Annotated in this window: 15 protein-coding genes; 9 read left to right on the forward strand and 6 right to left on the reverse strand. The window is 72.8% G+C overall.

The features are described from left to right. The 3 genes from EFE23_RS19785 to EFE23_RS19795 all read right to left on the reverse strand — a co-directional run. A partial coding sequence (locus tag EFE23_RS19785; RefSeq protein ID WP_148058486.1) for a sensor histidine kinase occupies positions 1-1,978 on the reverse strand: 1,978 nt, incomplete at its 3' end. A 66-nt stretch (positions 1,979-2,044) separates the two neighbouring features. Further along, a complete protein-coding gene (locus EFE23_RS19790) occupies positions 2,045-3,064 on the reverse strand; it encodes a TAXI family TRAP transporter solute-binding subunit (protein ID WP_123242433.1) in 1,020 nt (339 codons plus the stop codon). Continuing rightward, complete coding sequence (locus tag EFE23_RS19795; protein ID WP_373684029.1) at positions 3,061-5,220, reverse strand: TRAP transporter permease; 2,160 nt, start codon at positions 5,218-5,220, stop codon at positions 3,061-3,063. Before EFE23_RS19795 ends, EFE23_RS19790 begins: the two co-directional genes overlap by 4 nt. A 408-nt stretch (positions 5,221-5,628) precedes the next feature. On the opposite strand from EFE23_RS19795, the gene EFE23_RS19800 reads away from it, so the two are divergent. Continuing rightward, complete coding sequence (locus tag EFE23_RS19800; RefSeq protein WP_123242435.1) at positions 5,629-6,561, forward strand: ABC transporter ATP-binding protein; 933 nt, start codon at positions 5,629-5,631, stop codon at positions 6,559-6,561. Positions 6,562-6,564: 3 nt separating this feature from the next. On the opposite strand, the gene EFE23_RS19805 is transcribed toward EFE23_RS19800, so the two are convergent. From EFE23_RS19805 to EFE23_RS19815, 3 genes are read right to left on the reverse strand one after another with little or no spacing between them, the layout of a single operon-like run. Next, complete coding sequence (locus EFE23_RS19805) at positions 6,565-6,903, reverse strand: hypothetical protein (RefSeq protein WP_123242436.1); 339 nt, start codon at positions 6,901-6,903, stop codon at positions 6,565-6,567. Next, positions 6,903-7,211 carry a PadR family transcriptional regulator gene (locus tag EFE23_RS19810; protein WP_123242437.1) on the reverse strand — a complete coding sequence of 103 codons (309 nt, stop codon included), beginning with the start codon at positions 7,209-7,211 and terminating at the stop codon, positions 6,903-6,905. Before EFE23_RS19810 ends, EFE23_RS19805 begins: the two co-directional genes overlap by 1 nt. A gap of 55 nt (positions 7,212-7,266) precedes the next feature. Next, positions 7,267-7,512 (reverse strand): flavin reductase, encoded by a 246-nt coding sequence (locus EFE23_RS19815; protein WP_123242438.1) that lies wholly within the window; start codon positions 7,510-7,512, stop codon positions 7,267-7,269. Positions 7,513-7,948: 436 nt separating this feature from the next. Between EFE23_RS19815 and EFE23_RS19825 the strand changes: the two genes are divergently transcribed. From EFE23_RS19825 to EFE23_RS19860, 8 genes are all read left to right on the forward strand, one after another. Then, entirely contained in the window at positions 7,949-8,752 is an 804-nt protein-coding gene (locus tag EFE23_RS19825) for a helix-turn-helix domain-containing protein (protein WP_233601073.1), read from the forward strand. After that, the gene (locus tag EFE23_RS19830; RefSeq protein ID WP_123242440.1) at positions 8,743-8,934 is read left to right on the forward strand and encodes a DUF397 domain-containing protein; all 192 of its coding nucleotides are present in this window, start codon (positions 8,743-8,745) and stop codon (positions 8,932-8,934) included. The genes EFE23_RS19825 and EFE23_RS19830 overlap by 10 nt, the downstream gene beginning before the upstream one ends. 553 nt (positions 8,935-9,487) lie before the next feature. Further along, a complete protein-coding gene (locus EFE23_RS19835) occupies positions 9,488-10,282 on the forward strand; it encodes an ABC transporter permease (protein WP_233601074.1) in 795 nt (264 codons plus the stop codon). 11 nt (positions 10,283-10,293) lie between these two features. Next, positions 10,294-11,100, forward strand: a complete 807-nt coding sequence (locus tag EFE23_RS19840) for an ABC transporter permease (protein ID WP_123242442.1) — start codon at positions 10,294-10,296, stop codon at positions 11,098-11,100. Positions 11,101-11,162: 62 nt separating this feature from the next. Then, positions 11,163-12,206, forward strand: coding sequence for a YihY/virulence factor BrkB family protein (locus tag EFE23_RS19845; protein WP_123242443.1), 1,044 nt, complete (start codon positions 11,163-11,165; stop codon positions 12,204-12,206). A gap of 144 nt (positions 12,207-12,350) precedes the next feature. Beyond that, positions 12,351-13,529 carry an ROK family protein gene (locus EFE23_RS19850; protein WP_123242444.1) on the forward strand — a complete coding sequence of 393 codons (1,179 nt, stop codon included), beginning with the start codon at positions 12,351-12,353 and terminating at the stop codon, positions 13,527-13,529. Continuing rightward, complete coding sequence (locus EFE23_RS19855) at positions 13,526-15,070, forward strand: sugar ABC transporter ATP-binding protein (protein WP_123242445.1); 1,545 nt, start codon at positions 13,526-13,528, stop codon at positions 15,068-15,070. Before EFE23_RS19850 ends, EFE23_RS19855 begins: the two co-directional genes overlap by 4 nt. Continuing rightward, complete coding sequence (locus EFE23_RS19860) at positions 15,067-16,140, forward strand: ABC transporter permease (protein WP_123242446.1); 1,074 nt, start codon at positions 15,067-15,069, stop codon at positions 16,138-16,140. The genes EFE23_RS19855 and EFE23_RS19860 overlap by 4 nt, the downstream gene beginning before the upstream one ends. The last annotated feature ends 80 nt before the right edge of the window (positions 16,141-16,220 follow it).

Consider the following 16,220-nt stretch of genomic DNA (forward strand, 5'->3'; position numbering starts at 1 on the left):
CGCGGCCGGCGAGCTGGCGGCGCGCGGCGCCGGGCCGCCGGGTGGCCGACTCGACCCGGGTCAGCACGGCCTCGGGCACCTCCACCTGGGCGACGGTGCCGCTGCCGGTGTGGTGCAGCTGCACCCGGATCCCGTGCCGGGCGGCCAGGTGCGCCACCACGTGCAGGCCCATGCTGCCGGCCGCGGCGCTGGAGAGGGTGGCCGGGGAGGCGAGCCGCTCGTTGATGGTCGCCAACCGGCTTTCGCTGATGCCGATGCCCTGGTCGTGCACCCGCAGGGTGAGCCCGTCGACGGTACGCCGGCCGTCCACCAGCACCACCGAGTCGGGTGGGGAGTAGACGGTGGCGTTCTCCAGCAGCTCGGCCAGCAGGTGCACCAGGTTGCCGACGGCCGCGCCGTGCACCGCCGCGGTCGGCACGTCCACCTCGACCCGGGGATAGTCCTCGATCTCCGAGGCGGCGGCCCGGATCACGTCGTCGAGCAGGAGCGCGCCCTCGTGTCCCCGGCCCGGCTCACCACCGGCGAGGACCAGCAGGTTCTCTCCGTTGCGGCGCAGCCGGGCGGCGAGGTGGTCCAGCGCGAAGAAGCGGGCCAGCGCGTCCGGGTCGGTCTCCTCCCGCTCGAACTCGTCGAGCAGCCGGAGCTGGCGGGTGATCAGGGTACGGATCCGCCGGGCCAGCGCCTCCGCCATCCGGGTCACGTCCAGCCGCAGTTCGGCCTGCTCGCCGGCCAGCCGCAGCGCGGCCTTGTTGACCGTGTCGAACGCCTCGGCCACCTGCGCCACCTCGTCCCGCCCCCGGCGGATCCCGGCGGTCAGCCGGGTCGCCGTACCGTCCCCCGGGCAGCCGTCGCCGGCCGCGATCGCGGTGATCCGGTCCGGCAGCTCCCGGTTGGCCATGGTGAGCGCGGCGACCCGCAGCCGGCGTAGCCGTCGGCTGGTCCGCACCGCCAGCAGCACGGCGGCGGTCAGCGAGCCGAGCGCGACCGTGCTGGTCGCGGCGGCGGTGAGCAGGGCCTGCTGCCGGGCGGTGCGGGCGAGTGCGGCGGCGTCCTCGTCGAGGTCCTCGGACAGTTCCCGGCCGAGCAGGTTGTACCGGCGGATCGTGCCGCTCTGCGCCACGTACCAGGCGTCGCCGTCGGTCTTCAGCGACTCCGCCGCGCCGTCACTGTCCAGCACCGCGTCCCGCATCCGGCGGGCGGTCTCCACGTCGCCGCCGGTCACCAGCCGGTACCAGGCGGTGTTGGCCGCGCCGGTGGCGATCCGCAGGAATTCGGCCTGGCGTTGTTCCCGGGCACCGCGCAGCCGGCCGAGCCCGGCCAGCTCGCCCGGGGCGAGGCTGCCCCGGGCGAAGACGCCGCGCAGCAGGTCCCGCTCCAGGGCGGCCAGGTGCTCCTGGGCGGCCACGGCCGCCACCTCCCGGGCCCCGTTGGCGAGGTCGGCGTCGCGCAGCTGGGCCGGGAGCGCGTCGGCGACGGCGAGCAGCGACTCGACCAGCGACCCGTACGTCGGGTCGGCGCTGTCGCCGCTGAGTGCGAGCCGGCGGTTGGCGCCGAGCAGGTCGAGCTGGCCGGCGGCGTCGTTCAGCACCGGCGTCAGGTCGGGTGCGGCCCGGCCGGCCGCCGCGCTGGCCGTGCGGTACCGCTCGACGGCGGTGTCCACCCGGCGCCGCTGGGCGTCCACCAGCGGCCGGCCGGCGGTGCCGCCGCGCTGGCGCAGCGCCGCCGTCTCGCCCAGCTCGCGTTCCAGCTCGTGCACCAGCCGGACGGTGGCGGTGGCGGTGTCGGCGAGCACCCGGGCCCGGTCGGCGTCCCGGGCGGCGTAGTGCGCGGCGCTGGTCTGGGTGGCGCCGAGCACGACCAGGCCGACGGTGGCCACCAGGATCGGCGCGAGCAGCTGCGTACGTACCGACCAGAGGTGTTCGGCGCGGTTCGGGGTGCGGTGGTGCCGGCGTACGCGGGCCGGGCGGGGGAGCGGCACGGGGCCTCCCGGATCGGGGTCGGGGTGCCGGGCCCGGACGGGTCGTCCGGGCCCGGCGTCGTGGGATCAGGCGGCGCCCAGGTCCTTGAGCGCCTTCTCCGCCCCCCGGTGCAGCTTCACGGGGTCGGTGTTGCGGGCGTTCTCCAGGCTGATGCCCTTGGCGGCCGGGTTGGCCTGGGCGAGGGCGTCCTTCTTCTCGAAGACCGTCCGGGTGATGGCGCAGGCCACGTTGGCGTCCAGGTTGTCCCGCACCAGCAGCACGTTCGGCACCACGATGGTCGGCGTGTCGGCGGCTGTCTGGTACACGTCCTTGCCGATGGTGCCGGCCTGGTACGCCGGGTTCAGCTCGGCCATCTTCGGCAGCAGCGGGCTGATGTCGATGAACTTGACCTTGTCGCCGGCGGTGGTGAACAGGTCGGTGACCCCGCCGGTGGGCACGCCGCCGGACCAGAAGAAGCCGTCGATGCTGCCGTCCTTCATGCCGTCGACGGTCTTGGTCAGGTCGAGGCGCTGCGCCTGGATGTCCTTGGCCGGGTCGAGGCCGGCGGCGGTGAGCAGCCGGTTGGCGATCACCTCGGTGCCGGACTTCGGCGAGCCGGTGGAGATCTTCTTGCCCTTCATGTCGGCGACCGAGGTGATCCCCGCGTCGGCCCGGACGACCACCTGGGTGTAGTTGTCGTAGATCCGGGCGAGCGCCCGCACCGGCTGCGGCGAGCCGAAGCTGCCCTTGCCCTGCACGGCGTTGACCGCGGTGTCGAAGAGCGAGAAGGCGACGTCATACTGGCCGGCGACGAGCTGCTCGATGTTCTGCACCGAGGCGCCGGTCTCGGCGGCCGTCCCGGTGAGCTTGCCGTCGGTGGCGCCGGAGAGCTGACCGGCCAGGGCGTTGCCGACCACGTAGTAGACGCCGGTGGCGTTGCCGGTGGCGATGCCGACCCGGGTGTCCTTGGTGACCTTGCAGGTGATCTCGCTGGCGGCGTCGTCCGTCGACGCGCTGTCCTGACGGCCCCCGCATCCGGCGGTGCCGGCCGCGACCAGGGCCAGCGCCCCGACCCCCGCGGCGATCCGCACGTTGATCCGTCTCACTCTGTCTCCCTCCGATGGTCCACCAGTTGGGGCGACGCGCCGGCGACCTGTCCGGCCGAGACGCGTCGGAACAGCACACCCGCCACCGCCAGCGCGGCCAGGACGGCGCCGATCGTGACGGGTACGGGTTCGAGGCGGAGCAGCACCAGCCCGGCGACCGCGCCGCCGATCCGCTCCGGTACGCCGGCCGGCCCGACGCCGGGCAGCCAGCCGCCCGCCGCCACCGCCAGCAGGGCCACCCCGACCGCCGAGACCACCCCGGCCACCGCGATCCGGGCCGGCCCGCCGATGCCGAGCAGCCCCAGGCCGGTCGGCGTGAGCACGAAGGCGATGGGGATGAGGTACGCGGGCAGCGCGTACCGCAGGGTCTGCCACATGGTCGGGACGAGCCGGCCGCCGGTCAGGGCGGCGGCGGCCACCGCGGCGAGCGCGGTCGGCGGGGAGACCTCGGACAGCACCGCGAAGTAGAAGACGAACATCGCCGCGGCGGGCGCGGCGACGCCGAGGTTGAGCAGCGCCGGGCCGATGATCACCCAACCGATCACGAAGGAGGCGGTGACCGGCACGGCCAGGCCGAGCAGGGTGAGCGCGACGGCGGCCAGCAGCGCGGTGAGCGCCAGCACCACGGCCGGCTCGGAGCTGACCGCCTGGGCCCCGCTCACCAGCAGCGCGGCGGCCTGCGGGCCGAGTCCGGTCTTGGTGGTGGTGGCGGTGATGATGCCGGCCGCGGCGCACACCGCGCTCACCGCCAGCACGCCGCGTACGCCGCCGCTGAGCGCCTCGACCAGCCGGGCCGGGGTGAGCCGGTGCCGCCGGTCCAGGAAGGACAGCGCGGCGGCCAGCGCGGTCGCGATCACCACGGCCCGGACCGCCGAGGCGCCCGTGGCGAGCACCACGATGATCACGATGAGCGAGAGGAAGTGGTAGCCGAAGCGGCCCAGCAGCCGCCACGCCGAGCCGGTGGCGAGCACCACGGGGCGCACCCCGGAGCGCCGGGCGTCGATCTCCACCGAGAGCAGGATGCCCAGGTAGTAGAGGATCGTCGGCACGGTGGCCCAGCCCAGGACCTGGAGGTAGGACACCCCCAGGTACTCGGCGATGATGAAGGCCGCCGCGCCCAACGTCGGCGGGGAGAGGATCGCGCCGACGCCCGCGGCGGCGAGCATGCCGCCGGCCCGCTCCGGCGGATATCCGGCGCGGCGCAGGATCGGCCAGGTGACCGCGCCGATGCTGACCGTGGTGGCCGCGCCCGAGCCGGAGACGGTGCCGAGCAGGAAGCCGGAGGCGACCGCCGTCCGGCCGGGGGCGGTCCGGGAGCGGCGGAACGCGGCGGCGGACAGCTCGACGAAGAACCGGCCCGCCCCGGAGAGGTCCAGCACCGCGCCGTAGATGGTGAACAGCACGATGTACGAGGCGGCCACGTCCAGCGGGGTGCCGTAGAAGCCGCTGTCGGAGTTGTAGAAGGCGTCGACAAGTTGGTCGAAGTCGAGCCCGGCGTGGGCGACCGGCCAGGACTGCGGCAGCAGCCCGCCGTAGTAGCCGTAGCCGAGGAACAGCAGGCAGACCGCCGGGAGGATCCAGCCGGTGGTGCGCCGGCACGCCTCCAGCAGCAGGAGCAGCAGCACGGTGCCCATCGCCACGTCCAGCGGGTCGAGCAGGCCCTGCCGGTCGAGGAACGCGTCGTAGCCGCCGCCGGCGGCGCCGATGGTCACCGGCAGCACCGGATAGAGGCAGCTCAGCAGCGCGGCGAGGGCCAGCGCCCAGTCGAGCGGGGTGGGCCCGCCCCGGTGCGCCGGGCCGTCGGCGTCCGCCGCCGCTGCCGCCGCCGTCGGCGTGGTCGCCGTCCGCCGGAGCCGGGGCAGTCGCACCCCCGAGGGGTACGCCAGAAAGACCATCGGGAGCACGCCGGCCAGAAAAATGATCAGGTAGTACTTGCTGCCCTGGGAAAGCGGAAAGAAGACCTGCCAGAGGGCGAGCAGTGCGATGCCGACGGTGGCGCCGGTGAACAGCAGCCCGACCGGTCCGGACAGGACCCGCCCCGGTTTCTCGTCCTCGAACCGGGCGGCCAGTTCCCGGGTGTCGTGGTGCGCGCTGACCGGCCCGTCGTCCGCCCAGACCGGGTCACCGACCGCACCGTCGTCGGGCGGGAGCGGCACCGGTGACTCGTCCACATCAGACGCCGGGGGCGGCCCGCCGGTGTGGTGGGGCGTCGGAGGGGAACCGTCGGGGGAACGAACGGGCGACACGAGGGGGCACGATACGCGAATCGCGTACACGATGGGAACATTGGCGATTGCGATTGCGGTACGTGACGGAAATAGCGCTCTCATTACTCAGCGCACTCGTATTCAGAGCGGTTTTCGCAATGCGTCGGGGAAAGGGGGCGTTCACTTAATGAATCACGCCGCGTCCGAAACGGATCTGTCCGTGATGCCCGGTTGGTGTCGGTGCGACGGCGGTCCGCTCGTGATTACCGAACGTGATCGGAGTTACTCTCAGTGTGTGGCTGTGGTCGTCGCGGTTAACCGGTCGAGGCTGTCGGACCGGACGGCTAGGGTCGGCCGGTGACCACAGCTCAGCCACTCATCCGGGCCCGTGGGCTGGTGAAGCGGTTCGGCGACTTCACCGCCGTCAACGGCATCGATGTCGAGGTGCGCCCCGGTGAGGCGTTCGGCTTCCTCGGGCCGAACGGCGCCGGCAAGTCCTCCACGATGCGGATGATCGGCTGCATCTCCCCGCCCTCCGGCGGCGAGCTGCGCATCCTCGGTCTGGACCCGGTCCACGACGGCCCCGCGATCCGGGCCCGACTCGGCGTCTGCCCGCAGCTCGACAACCTCGACCCCGAGCTGACCGTTCGGGAAAACCTGACCACCTACGCCCGCTACTTCGGCATCCCCCGCCGGGTGGCCCGGGAGCGGGCCGCCGAGCTGCTCGACTTCGTCCAGCTCACCGAGCGCGCCGACAGCAAGGTGGAGCCGCTCTCCGGCGGCATGAAACGGCGACTGACCATCGCCCGCGCGCTGGTCAACAACCCGGAGATCGTGCTCCTCGACGAACCCACCACCGGGCTCGACCCGCAGGCCCGGCACCTGGTCTGGGAGCGGCTGTTCCGGCTCAAGCAGCAGGGCGTCACGCTGGTCCTCACCACGCACTACATGGACGAGGCGGAGCAGCTCTGCGACCGCCTGGTGGTGATGGACGGCGGCCGGATCGTGGCCGAGGGCTCGCCGCGCGCGCTGATCGAGGAGCACTCCACTCGCGAGGTGGTCGAGCTGCGCTTCGCCGCCGACTCGCAGGAGCCGTTCGCCGGCAAGCTCGGCGGGCTGGGGGAGCGGGTCGAGGTGCTGCCCGACCGCATCCTGCTCTACGTGGCCGACGGCGACGCGGCGGTCGCCGACGTGGCCGCGCGCGGGCTCGTCCCGGCCAGCGTCCTGGTCCGGCGCAGCTCGCTGGAGGACGTCTTCCTCCACCTCACCGGCCGCAGGTTGGTGGACTGACTGTCAGCGGGTGAGGAGCAGTCCGACGCCGGCCAGCAGGGTGAGGGTGAACAGCGCGGCAAGGGTCGCGGCGCGGCGGCGAGTGCCGGTGCCGCCGACGAGGCGGAGAGCGAGGGCGAGCGGGCCGACGGGTTGCATGGCGGATGTTTCCTTCCGGGTGACAACGGTGATGCGGACGGCGGCGACGGCGGTTCCCGCCGCGAGGCGCAGGGGCGACAGGCCCAGTTCGGCGGCTCCTTGCACGTCGGCCTGCCGCTGTTCGAAGTAGCGGGCACGGTGCGGCGGAGGCAGCAGCGCCGTGGCGCAGCGGACCAGGGCGAGTGCGACGGCCGGCTGACCCATCAGGCTTCTCGCAGTCGGGTGGCAGGGGTGGCCCGCGCGGCCGCCCGGGAGCACACCCGCTGCGCTTCCCGGGCACCGTCGGTGGTCAGCTCGTACATGCGTCGCCGGGGCCCGCGCCGATCCGTCTCCTCCTCCCAGGAGGACGTGACCCAGCCGTGCCGTTCCAGGCGTTCCAGTAGCGGGTAGACGCTGCCGGACGGGCGTCCGGTCACCTTGATGATCTCCAGGCCCCACCGTGGCCGCCCCTCTTCGAGCAGGACGCGTAGCACGTCGACGGTGGCGCCCCCGATCCGTCCGAGAGGCTCCATTCCCTTAACCTACCTATGTAGATTAAGGCTGTACAGCCCGTCGTGGCCGCACTGCTCAGCGGGCCCGTGCCCAGTTCAGGAAGCGGTCGGCCAATCCCACGGGCGTGGGCCGGCCGTTCAGGTCGACCAGGTCGGCCGTGGCGTCCTGCATGAGTGTGGCGAGGTAAATGAGCAGGCCCGCCCGGTTCTCCCGATACTCGCCGAGCAGCGCCAGCCGCGCCGGGGAGCACGGCCACGCGGCCCCGCACACCCGGCAGCGCCAGGACGGGCGCGCCGCGACGTGCGGGCGGTAGCGGGGCATCAGCGTCCGCCGTCCTCGCCCCTGCGCGGCGCCGGCAGCCGGCCCCCGCCGTTCGCCCGCCACTCCTGGGCGCGGGTCAGCCGCCCCGGGCGCCCCGGGCCGTCGAGCGGGAAGACCTCCGTCGGGGCGGTCGCCCACGTCGGTCGCTCGTTGGGCGTACGCCGGGGGAGCGGGGCGGGGGGTGCCGGCCGGTGGCAGCGCCAGAATCTGAGTCGCATGAGGTGGGGCCTCCGTCGCAGGTTGGGATGGGGGCGCCCACGCACCTCGTTGTGCGCCGACGCCCCCGGCCTGGTTCCGCCCGCCGTCCGATCCCGGGAGCGGTTCCGCTGCGTGACAGTCTGCTGAGGAGCTGACTACGCTGGGAGGTCCCGCGCGCCGACGACCAGCGCGTATGGCGGCCGAAACCCTGCGGTACGAAGATGTACGGAGGCTGTCCGTGGAACTGTCGTCCATGTTGGACCACTTCGCGGAGGAGCTACGGCTCGCCCGGGCGACCAGCGGCATGTCGCAGACGGCGCTGGCCGAGGCGCTGAGCTACTCCGGCGCCCTGGTGGCCAAGGTGGAGACCTGCGAGCGCCGCCCCAGCCTCGACTTCGCCCGCCGCTGCGACACCGTGTTCGGCTCCGACGGCCGGTTCGAGCGCATCCAGCGGCGGATCAGCCGGGAGACCGTGGTGCCCTGGTTCCGCGACTGGGCCGGCATCGAGCAGGAGGCCACCGCGCTTCGCTCGTTCGAGCCGCTCTATGTGCCCGGGCTGTTGCAGACCGGGGCATATGCCCGCGCCATCCACGCCAACGGCGGGTTGTTTGCGCTGGACGAAATCGAGCAGCAGGTGGTGACTCGGCTGGATCGCCAAGCCACGCTGACCCGCGATCGACCGCCGCTGCTCACCGTGGTCATCGACGAGTTTGTGCTGCGCCGGCGGATCGGTGGGCCGGAGGTGATGCGCGAACAGTTGCTTCATCTGGTGAAGCTCGGCTCCACGCTGCCTCGGGTCCGAATCCAGGTCGTGCCGCTCTCCGCCGGAGCTTACGCTGGGCTCGGCGGCCCCTTCGTGATCGCCACCTTGCCCAGCGGCGAGGACGTCGTCTACGTGGAGGGGCAACTCCACGGGCAGGTGATCGACCGTCCCGAGTACGTGCGGCAGATGGTCGAGGTGTGGGAGTCCATCCGTGGTGAGGCACTATCGCAGCAGCAGTCCCTTCAACTGATAGCGGAAGTGGCGGAGACATGGACCTGAGCGGCGCCCGGTGGCGCAAGAGCACCCGTAGCAACGGCCAGGGCGGCAACTGCGTGGAGGTGGCCGACAACCTCCCCGGCGTGGTGGCCGTACGCGATTCCAAGGACCCGCACGGGCCGGTGCTGGCCTTCGGTCCGGACGCCTGGCGCGCGTTCGTCGCCCGGGTCGTCGGGCGGTCATAGCGACGGCCCGTCCGCGCCCCCGCGCACGGAGGCGCTCGACCGTCGCGACGCTTACGGACAGTGACACGTCGACGATCCAGCCTCCTGACACGAAGAGTGTCGGCGCGCCCGGCCGGGCCTCCCGCTTCTCCCGACCACTCGGCCTCCAAGCAGCGGATGAGCTGGTCTTTCATCCCACCCTCCGCCCACCCGCCACGCCCCCTCACAGCGCAAAGTGAACGGCACAGGGCGGCGGCCGTCGGGGGACAGGTGACGGTCCGCGACCCCGATCCCTGATCGTCCTGGTGGCTGCCCTTCGCCGCGCTGCCGGTGGTCGACCCGAGGTCGGCCGGCGGGTGCGCCCGCCAGACCTCAGCGGTCGGGCGCGCGGCGAGGAGTTTCGTGGTCGATGTCCGGGCCCCGAGCTTTCCCGGTGGCCGCCGGAGGTGGGGGATGCCCCGGCGGGCGGGGGAAAACGGCGCGACGGCCTCGGCGGCCCGTCGTAGGGTGGCCGGCGGCTGTCGTACCCGCGGGGTAGGAAGGCCGACGTGGGCGGAGAGCGGGGGTGGTCGACGTGAGCGTGGCGGAGCGGGCCGGGGCGGCGGTGCCCCGGGTGCCGGCGCTGGCGGTGCTCGCGCACTACCTGGTCGGCTACCGGCGCACCTGGCGGGCCGGCGTCTTCTCGTCCTTCCTGCTGCCGGTGCTCACCGTGCTCGGCTTCGGGGTCGGCGTCGGGGCGTACGTGGACCGGGGCGTCGGCGGGGTGCCCTACCTGGAATGGCTGGTCCCGGGCCTGATCGCGTCCACCGCGCTGCAGGTCGCGGTGGCCGAGTCGACCTGGCCGGTGCACAGCAACTTCAAGTGGATCCGGACCTATCACGCACAGGTCGCCGCGCCGCTGCGGGTCGGCGACATCGTCGGCGGCCACCTCGCCTTCGTGCTGTTCCGGGTGTTCACCAGTGTGCTGGCGTTCCTGCTGGTGACGGCGCTGTTCGGGGCGCTGCGTTCGCCGTGGGCGCTGACTGTGCCGGCGGTGGTCGTGCTGCTCGGCCTGGCGGTGGCCGCGCCGACCTTCGCGTTCAGCGCCGCCGTGCCCAGCGACAGCTACCTGGCGCTGTTCTTCCGGTTCGCGGTGATCCCGATGACGCTGTTCGCCGGGGTGTTCTTCCCGGTGGAGCAGCTCCCGGGCGGGCTGCGCCAGCTCGCGTACGTGACCCCGCTCTGGCACGGCGTGGACCTGTGCCGGGCCGCCACGCTGGGCGTGCCTCCGCAGTGGTCGGTCACCGGTCACCTGCTCTACCTCGCCGCCTGGGCCGCCGCCGGCTGGCTGTTGGCCCGGCGGGTGTTCCGCCGCACGCTCGTCGTCTAGGGGAGAAAACCGTGGTCGCTCTCGTCCTGCCCCGGCTGGTCGGTGCCGCGGGGGTGCGCCGCTCCGCCTCGGTGGCCGAGCGCAACCTCACCGCGCTGCGCAGCGCGTACTGGCTGGTGCTGCTCTCCGGCTTCCTGGAGCCGGTGCTCTACCTCTTCTCGATCGGCATCGGGGTGGGCGCGCTGGTCGGCGACCTCACCCTGCCCGGCGGGCAGGTCGTGTCGTACGCGGCGTTCGTGGCCCCGGCGATGCTCGCCTCGTCGGCGATGAGCGGGGCGCTGTCGGAGACCACCTTCAACTTCTTCGGGAAGATGAAGTACATGAAGCTGTACGACGGGGTCATCGCGACCCCGGTGCGGCCGTTCGAGATCGCCCTCGGGGAGCTGGGCTGGGCGATGATCCGGGGCAGCCTCTACTCGGCGGCCTTCCTGGTGATCATGGTGGCGATGGACCTGACCACGGCGGTGCGGGCGGCCACCGCCTTCCCGGCCGCGGTGCTGGTCGGCTTCGCGTTCGGCGCGCTCGGCATGACCGTCTCCACCCTGATGCGCAGCTGGCAGGACTTCGACCTGATGGGCTCGGCCCAGTTCACCCTCTTCCTCTTCTCCGGCACGTTCGTGCCGGCCGAGGCGTACCCGGCGGTGCTGCGCTGGGTGGTCGAGCTGACCCCGCTCTACCGGTCGGTGCACCTGATCCGGGGCATCTGCGTGGGGTCCTCCAGTTGGTCGTGGCTGCTGGACCTGGCCTACCTGCTGGTGCTGACCGCCGGGATGCTGGCGCTCGCCTCCCGGCGGATGGGGCGGATGCTCTACAAGTAGGTGATTACCGCCAGCCTTGTCGGGGCATCTCGTGGGACGAAGCCGACGACGAGGGAGGGGCGATGGCCGCCGACGAGTCTTCCGCCCGGGACGGGCGCGACCGGGCGGAACACGCCCGAAACGGGTACGACCGCACCCGGCCGGTCGGGCCGGACGAGGGGCCGGACAGCCCCACCGAGCTGCCGGGCGCCGGTTGGGTGGCGACGCTGAAGCGGACGGTACGGGAGTTCCAGGACGACAGCCTGACCGACTGGGCCGCCGCGCTCACCTACTACGGCGTGCTCTCCATCTTCCCGGGCCTGCTGGTGCTCATCTCGGTGCTCGGCCTGCTCGGCGAGCGGGCCACCCAGGGGGTCAAGGACACCGTCGACCAGGCGGTGCCGCAGCCGAACATCCAGCAGATCATCGACGCGGCGATCGAGCAGGCCGGCAGGTCCGGCGGTCTGGCCAGCATCGCGGCGATCATCGGTCTGCTCGCCGCCTTCTGGTCCGCCTCCGGCTACGTCGGCGCGTTCATGCGCGCCTCGAACAGCATCTACGACGTCCCGGAGGGCCGGCCGATCTGGAAGACCCTGCCGATCCGGCTCGGTGTCACCGCGGTGATCGGCGTGATGTTGCTGGCCAGCGCCGTGATCGTGGTGTTCACCGGCGGTCTCGCCGAGAAGGCGGGCAACGCGATCGGGCTGGGTTCCACGGCGGTGACGGTGTGGAACATCGCCAAGTGGCCGGTGCTGCTGGTGCTGGTCAGCCTGATGTTCGCGATCCTCTACTGGGCCTCGCCGAACGCCCGGCACGGCGGCTTCCGCTGGGTCAGCCCCGGCGGCGTGCTGGCCGTGGTGATCTGGCTGGTGATCTCCGGCCTCTTCGCCCTCTACGTGGGCAACTTCGGCTCGTACAACAAGACGTACGGCGCGCTGGCCGGCGTGATCATCTTTCTGATCTGGCTCTGGCTGAGCAACATCGCCATCCTGCTCGGCGCGGAGTTCGACGCCGAGCTGGAGCGCAGCCGGGCGATCCAGGCGGGCCACCCCGCCGACAAGGAGCCCTACGTCGAGCTTCGCGACGACCGCAAGCTGAAGAAGAAGCACAACGCCACCCGCCGCTGACCCCTTCTTTTGCTCAAACTGACAAAAGTTTGGTCTGGATGTTCTGAAGCTATGGACACCTCGGCCTGAAGCCTCCTACTGTGTCGGGCACGACACATCGCCATCGCGTCGATGTGACCGGCTCCGATGCGGAGGTGAGTCCCGGTGCGGACGGTCGACCCCCTGCACGTACGGCTCCTGCGACTGCTCCGGGACGAGGGCCCGGTCTCCCGCGCCGAGCTCGGCGACCGGTTGCAGATGCCCCGCCCGCGCCTGCTCGCCGAGCTGGAACGCCTGGTCGGCCTCGGCTACGTCGCCGAGGCCGGCCTGGCCGCCTCCCGGGGCGGCCGGCGCTCCACGCTGGTCGAGTTGAGCCCGCGCCTGCGCTTCGCCGCGGTGGACCTGGGCGCCAGCTCGATCGACGTCGAGGTGGTGAACGGCCGGCTGGAACCGGTGGCCGCGTACACCGAGCCCGCGGACATCCGCTCCGGGCCGAAGGTGACCCTGCAGCGGGTCAACGAGCTGCTGCACAAGGCCCGGGTGGACGGGGCGTATGAGCGGCTCGACGCGGTGGGCATCGGCGTGCCGGGGCCGGTGAGCTTCCGGGACGGGGTGCCGGTCTCGCCGCCGATCATGCCCGGGTGGGACCGCTTCCCCGTCCGCGAGCTGCTCACCCGGGAGCACGGCTGCCCGGCGGTGGTCGACAACGACGTGAACATCATGGCGGTCGGCGAGCGGCACGGCGGGGTCGCCCACTCGGTGGACAACTTCCTCTTCATCAAGATCGGCACCGGCATCGGCTGCGGCATCTACCTCAACGGCGAGGTCTACCGGGGCACCGACGGATGCGCCGGCGACATCGGCCACATCCAGGTCGACCCGAACGGTCCGATGTGCTCCTGCGGGAACCTCGGCTGCCTGGAAGCCGTCTTCAGCGGCGCCGCGCTGGCCCGGGAGGCCACCGCCGCGGCCCGCGCCGAGGTCTCCCCGGCGCTCGCCGAGCGGCTGGCGGGCCGCGGCGCGGTGACCGCCCTGGACGTGGCGCAGGGGGCGGCCGAGGGGGACGTCACCTGCATCCAGCTGATCCGCGACGGCGGCCGCCGGGTGGGCAGCGTGCTGGCCGGGCTGGTCAGCTTCACCAACCCGTCGATGATCGTGATCGGCGGCGGGCTGGCCCAGCTCGGCCACATCCTGCTCGCCGAGATCCGCAGCGTGGTCTACCGCCGCTCGCTGCCACTGGCCACCGGCAACCTGCCGGTCGTCCTCTCCGAGCTGGGCCCGCGCGCCGGCGTCGCCGGCGCCGCCGTGCTCGCCAGCGAGCTGGCCTTCGTGGAGGCGTCATGAGCGCCCCCGCCGACGCCGTCGCCGGCGAGGTGGTCCTGCGCCTCACCGACGTGGTCAAGACCTTCCCCGGGGTACGGGCACTGGACGGGGTGCAGCTGGAGGTGCGCGCCGGCGAGGTGCACTGCCTGCTCGGGCAGAACGGCGCCGGCAAGTCCACCCTGATCAAGGTGCTCGCCGGGGTGCACCGCCCGGACTCCGGCGAGCTGGAGTGGCGCGGCCGGCCCGCCGCGTTCGCCAACCCGCAGGCCGCGATGCGGGCCGGCATCGCCACCATCTACCAGGAACTCGACCTGGTCGAGGACCTGTCGGTGGCGGAGAACGCCTTCCTCGGCCACGAACCGGGGCGGCTCGGCTTCGTCCGCCGCGGCCACACGGCCCGGCGGACCCGGCAGATCCTGGCCCGGCTCGGCCACCCGGAGATCCCGCCCGGCCGGCTGGTCCGGCACCTGCCCGCCGCGGGCAAGCAGATCGTCAGCATGGCCCGGGCGCTCTCCCACGAGGCCCGACTGATCATCATGGACGAGCCGAGCGCCGTGCTCGCCCACGACGAGGTGGGCAACCTGTTCCGGATCATCCGGGAACTCACCGCGCAGGGCATCGCGGTCATCTACATCTCACACCGGCTCGAGGAGATCCGCGAGATCGGCGACCGGGTCACCGTACTCAAGGACGGTCGGACCACCGCGGCGAACCTGCCGGCCCGCGACACCCCGACCCGCGATCTGGTCGCCCGGATGACCGGCCGGACCATCGAGTACGTCTTCCCCGACCGCCCGGCCGACGCGCCGCCCCGGCCGGAGCTGCTGCGGGTCGACGGGCTGACCCGGCACGGCGAGTTCGCCGACGTCTCGCTGACCGTGCGCGCCGGGGAGATCGTCGGCATCGCCGGCCTGGTCGGCTCCGGCCGGTCGGAGCTGCTGGAGACCATCTACGGCGCGCGGCGGTCGCAGGCCGGCACGGTCCGGATGGGCGGCCGCACGCTGCGCCCGGGCAGCGTGGGCGCGGCCGTGAAAGCCGGCATGGGCATGGCCCCGGAGGAGCGCAAGAGCCAGGCGCTGCTGCTCGGCGAGCCGATCTACCGCAACGTCACGCTGGCCACCTTCGGCCGGTACGCCCGCCTCGGCTTCACCGACGCCGGCCGGGAACGCGCCGCGGCGGGGCGGATGGCCGCGGCGCTCGACCTGCGCCCCCGCGACGTACGCCGGCCGGTGCGCACCCTCTCCGGCGGCAACCAGCAGAAGGTGGTGGTCGGCCGGTGGCTGCTCGGGGACACCCGGCTGCTGCTGCTCGACGAACCGACCCGGGGCGTCGACGTGGGCGCCCGGGCCGAGCTCTACCAGGTGGTCCGGGAACTGGCCGCGCGCGGCGTCGGGGTGCTGCTGGTCTCCAGCGAGGTACCTGAGGTGCTCGGCCTGGCCGACCGGGTGCTGGTGATGCGGGAGGGCCGGGTGGTCCGGGAGGCCCCGGCGGGCGACCTCGACGAGAACACCGTGCTCGACCTCGTCATGGCGGGGTCCCTGATGGAAGGCGCGCCGGCATGACCGAGACCACTCCGACCACGCTGCCCGCCCAGTCGCCGCCGGCCGACCCGGCCGGTACGGCGAAGGCCCGGCTCTCCTGGTGGCGCGGCGACGGCGGGGAGGGCGCCAAGCGCAACCTGGGCCTGCTGGCCACCCTGGCGGTGCTGGTCGTGATCGGCGTCCTCACCCGACCCGACCTCTACGGCGACGCGAGCTGGGTGTGGGGCAACACGCTCACCATCCTCAAGCTCGCCTCGGTGGTCGGCGTGGTCACCGTCGGGATGACCTTCGTGATCATCGGCGGCGGCATCGACCTGTCGGTCGGTGCGATCGTCGCGCTCGCCGGGGTCTGGTGCACCACGGTCGCCACCCAGAGCTACGGCGCCGGCGGCATGATCTTCAGCGCGTTGACCGTCGGGCTGGCCGTCGGCGTGGTCAACGGCCTGCTCATCTCGTACGGGCGGCTGGTGCCGTTCATCGCCACCCTGGCCATGATGGTGGCCGCCCGCGGTCTCGCCGCCGAGATCTCCGACAAGCAGACCCAGGTCTCGAACAACCAGTTCATCAACGGCATCGCCAGCACCGACGTGCTCGGCATCCCGCTGCTGGTCTACATCCTCGCCGCGGTGGTGCTCGCCGGCTGGGTGCTGCTGAACCGGACCACCTTCGGCCGCACCGTGGCGGTCGGCGGCAACCCGGAGGCGGCCCGGCTCGCCGGCATCAACGTCCGCCGGCACACGCTGCTGCTCTACGCGCTCTCCGGCCTCTGCTGCGGCATCGCCGCGATCATGCTGACCGCGCAGGCCACCTCCGCCCAGGCGGCGATGGCGAACCTCTACGAGCTGGACGCGATCGCCGCCGCGATCATCGGCGGCACGCTGCTCAGCGGCGGGCGGGGCACCATCATCGGTTCCCTGCTCGGGGTGGTCATCTTCTCCACCATCACCAACCTCTTCGCCATCAACGGCCTCTCCACCGAGGCCCAGAACATGGTCAAGGGCGGCATCATCGTCGCCGCCGTCCTCGTCCAGCAGGTGCAGTTCGGCAGTCTCACGCAGTTCCTCGCCCGTAACCGGGCCACCACCACCTGATCCCATCGCGTCCCGCCAGGCCGCCGTCGCACCGACGGTGGTCCGGCCCGCCGCACCCGAAAACCCGCTTCCCACCTCAT

The organism is Micromonospora solifontis (assembly GCF_003725545.1).
Taxonomy (GTDB): domain Bacteria; phylum Actinomycetota; class Actinomycetes; order Mycobacteriales; family Micromonosporaceae; genus Micromonospora; species Micromonospora solifontis.

What these genes read in the sequence shown, in the direction of transcription:
- EFE23_RS19855 (WP_123242445.1), top strand. Translation starts at nt 13,526, where the DNA reads ATGAGCGCCCCCGCCGACGCCGTCGCCGGCGAGGTGGTCCTGCGCCTC.
- EFE23_RS19805 (WP_123242436.1), bottom strand. Translation starts at nt 6,903, where the DNA reads ATGGGTCAGCCGGCCGTCGCACTCGCCCTGGTCCGCTGCGCCACGGCG.
- EFE23_RS19860 (WP_123242446.1), top strand. Translation starts at nt 15,067, where the DNA reads ATGACCGAGACCACTCCGACCACGCTGCCCGCCCAGTCGCCGCCGGCC.
- EFE23_RS19815 (WP_123242438.1), bottom strand. Translation starts at nt 7,512, where the DNA reads ATGCCCCGCTACCGCCCGCACGTCGCGGCGCGCCCGTCCTGGCGCTGC.
- EFE23_RS19810 (WP_123242437.1), bottom strand. Translation starts at nt 7,211, where the DNA reads ATGGAGCCTCTCGGACGGATCGGGGGCGCCACCGTCGACGTGCTACGC.
- EFE23_RS19830 (WP_123242440.1), top strand. Translation starts at nt 8,743, where the DNA reads ATGGACCTGAGCGGCGCCCGGTGGCGCAAGAGCACCCGTAGCAACGGC.
- EFE23_RS19845 (WP_123242443.1), top strand. Translation starts at nt 11,163, where the DNA reads ATGGCCGCCGACGAGTCTTCCGCCCGGGACGGGCGCGACCGGGCGGAA.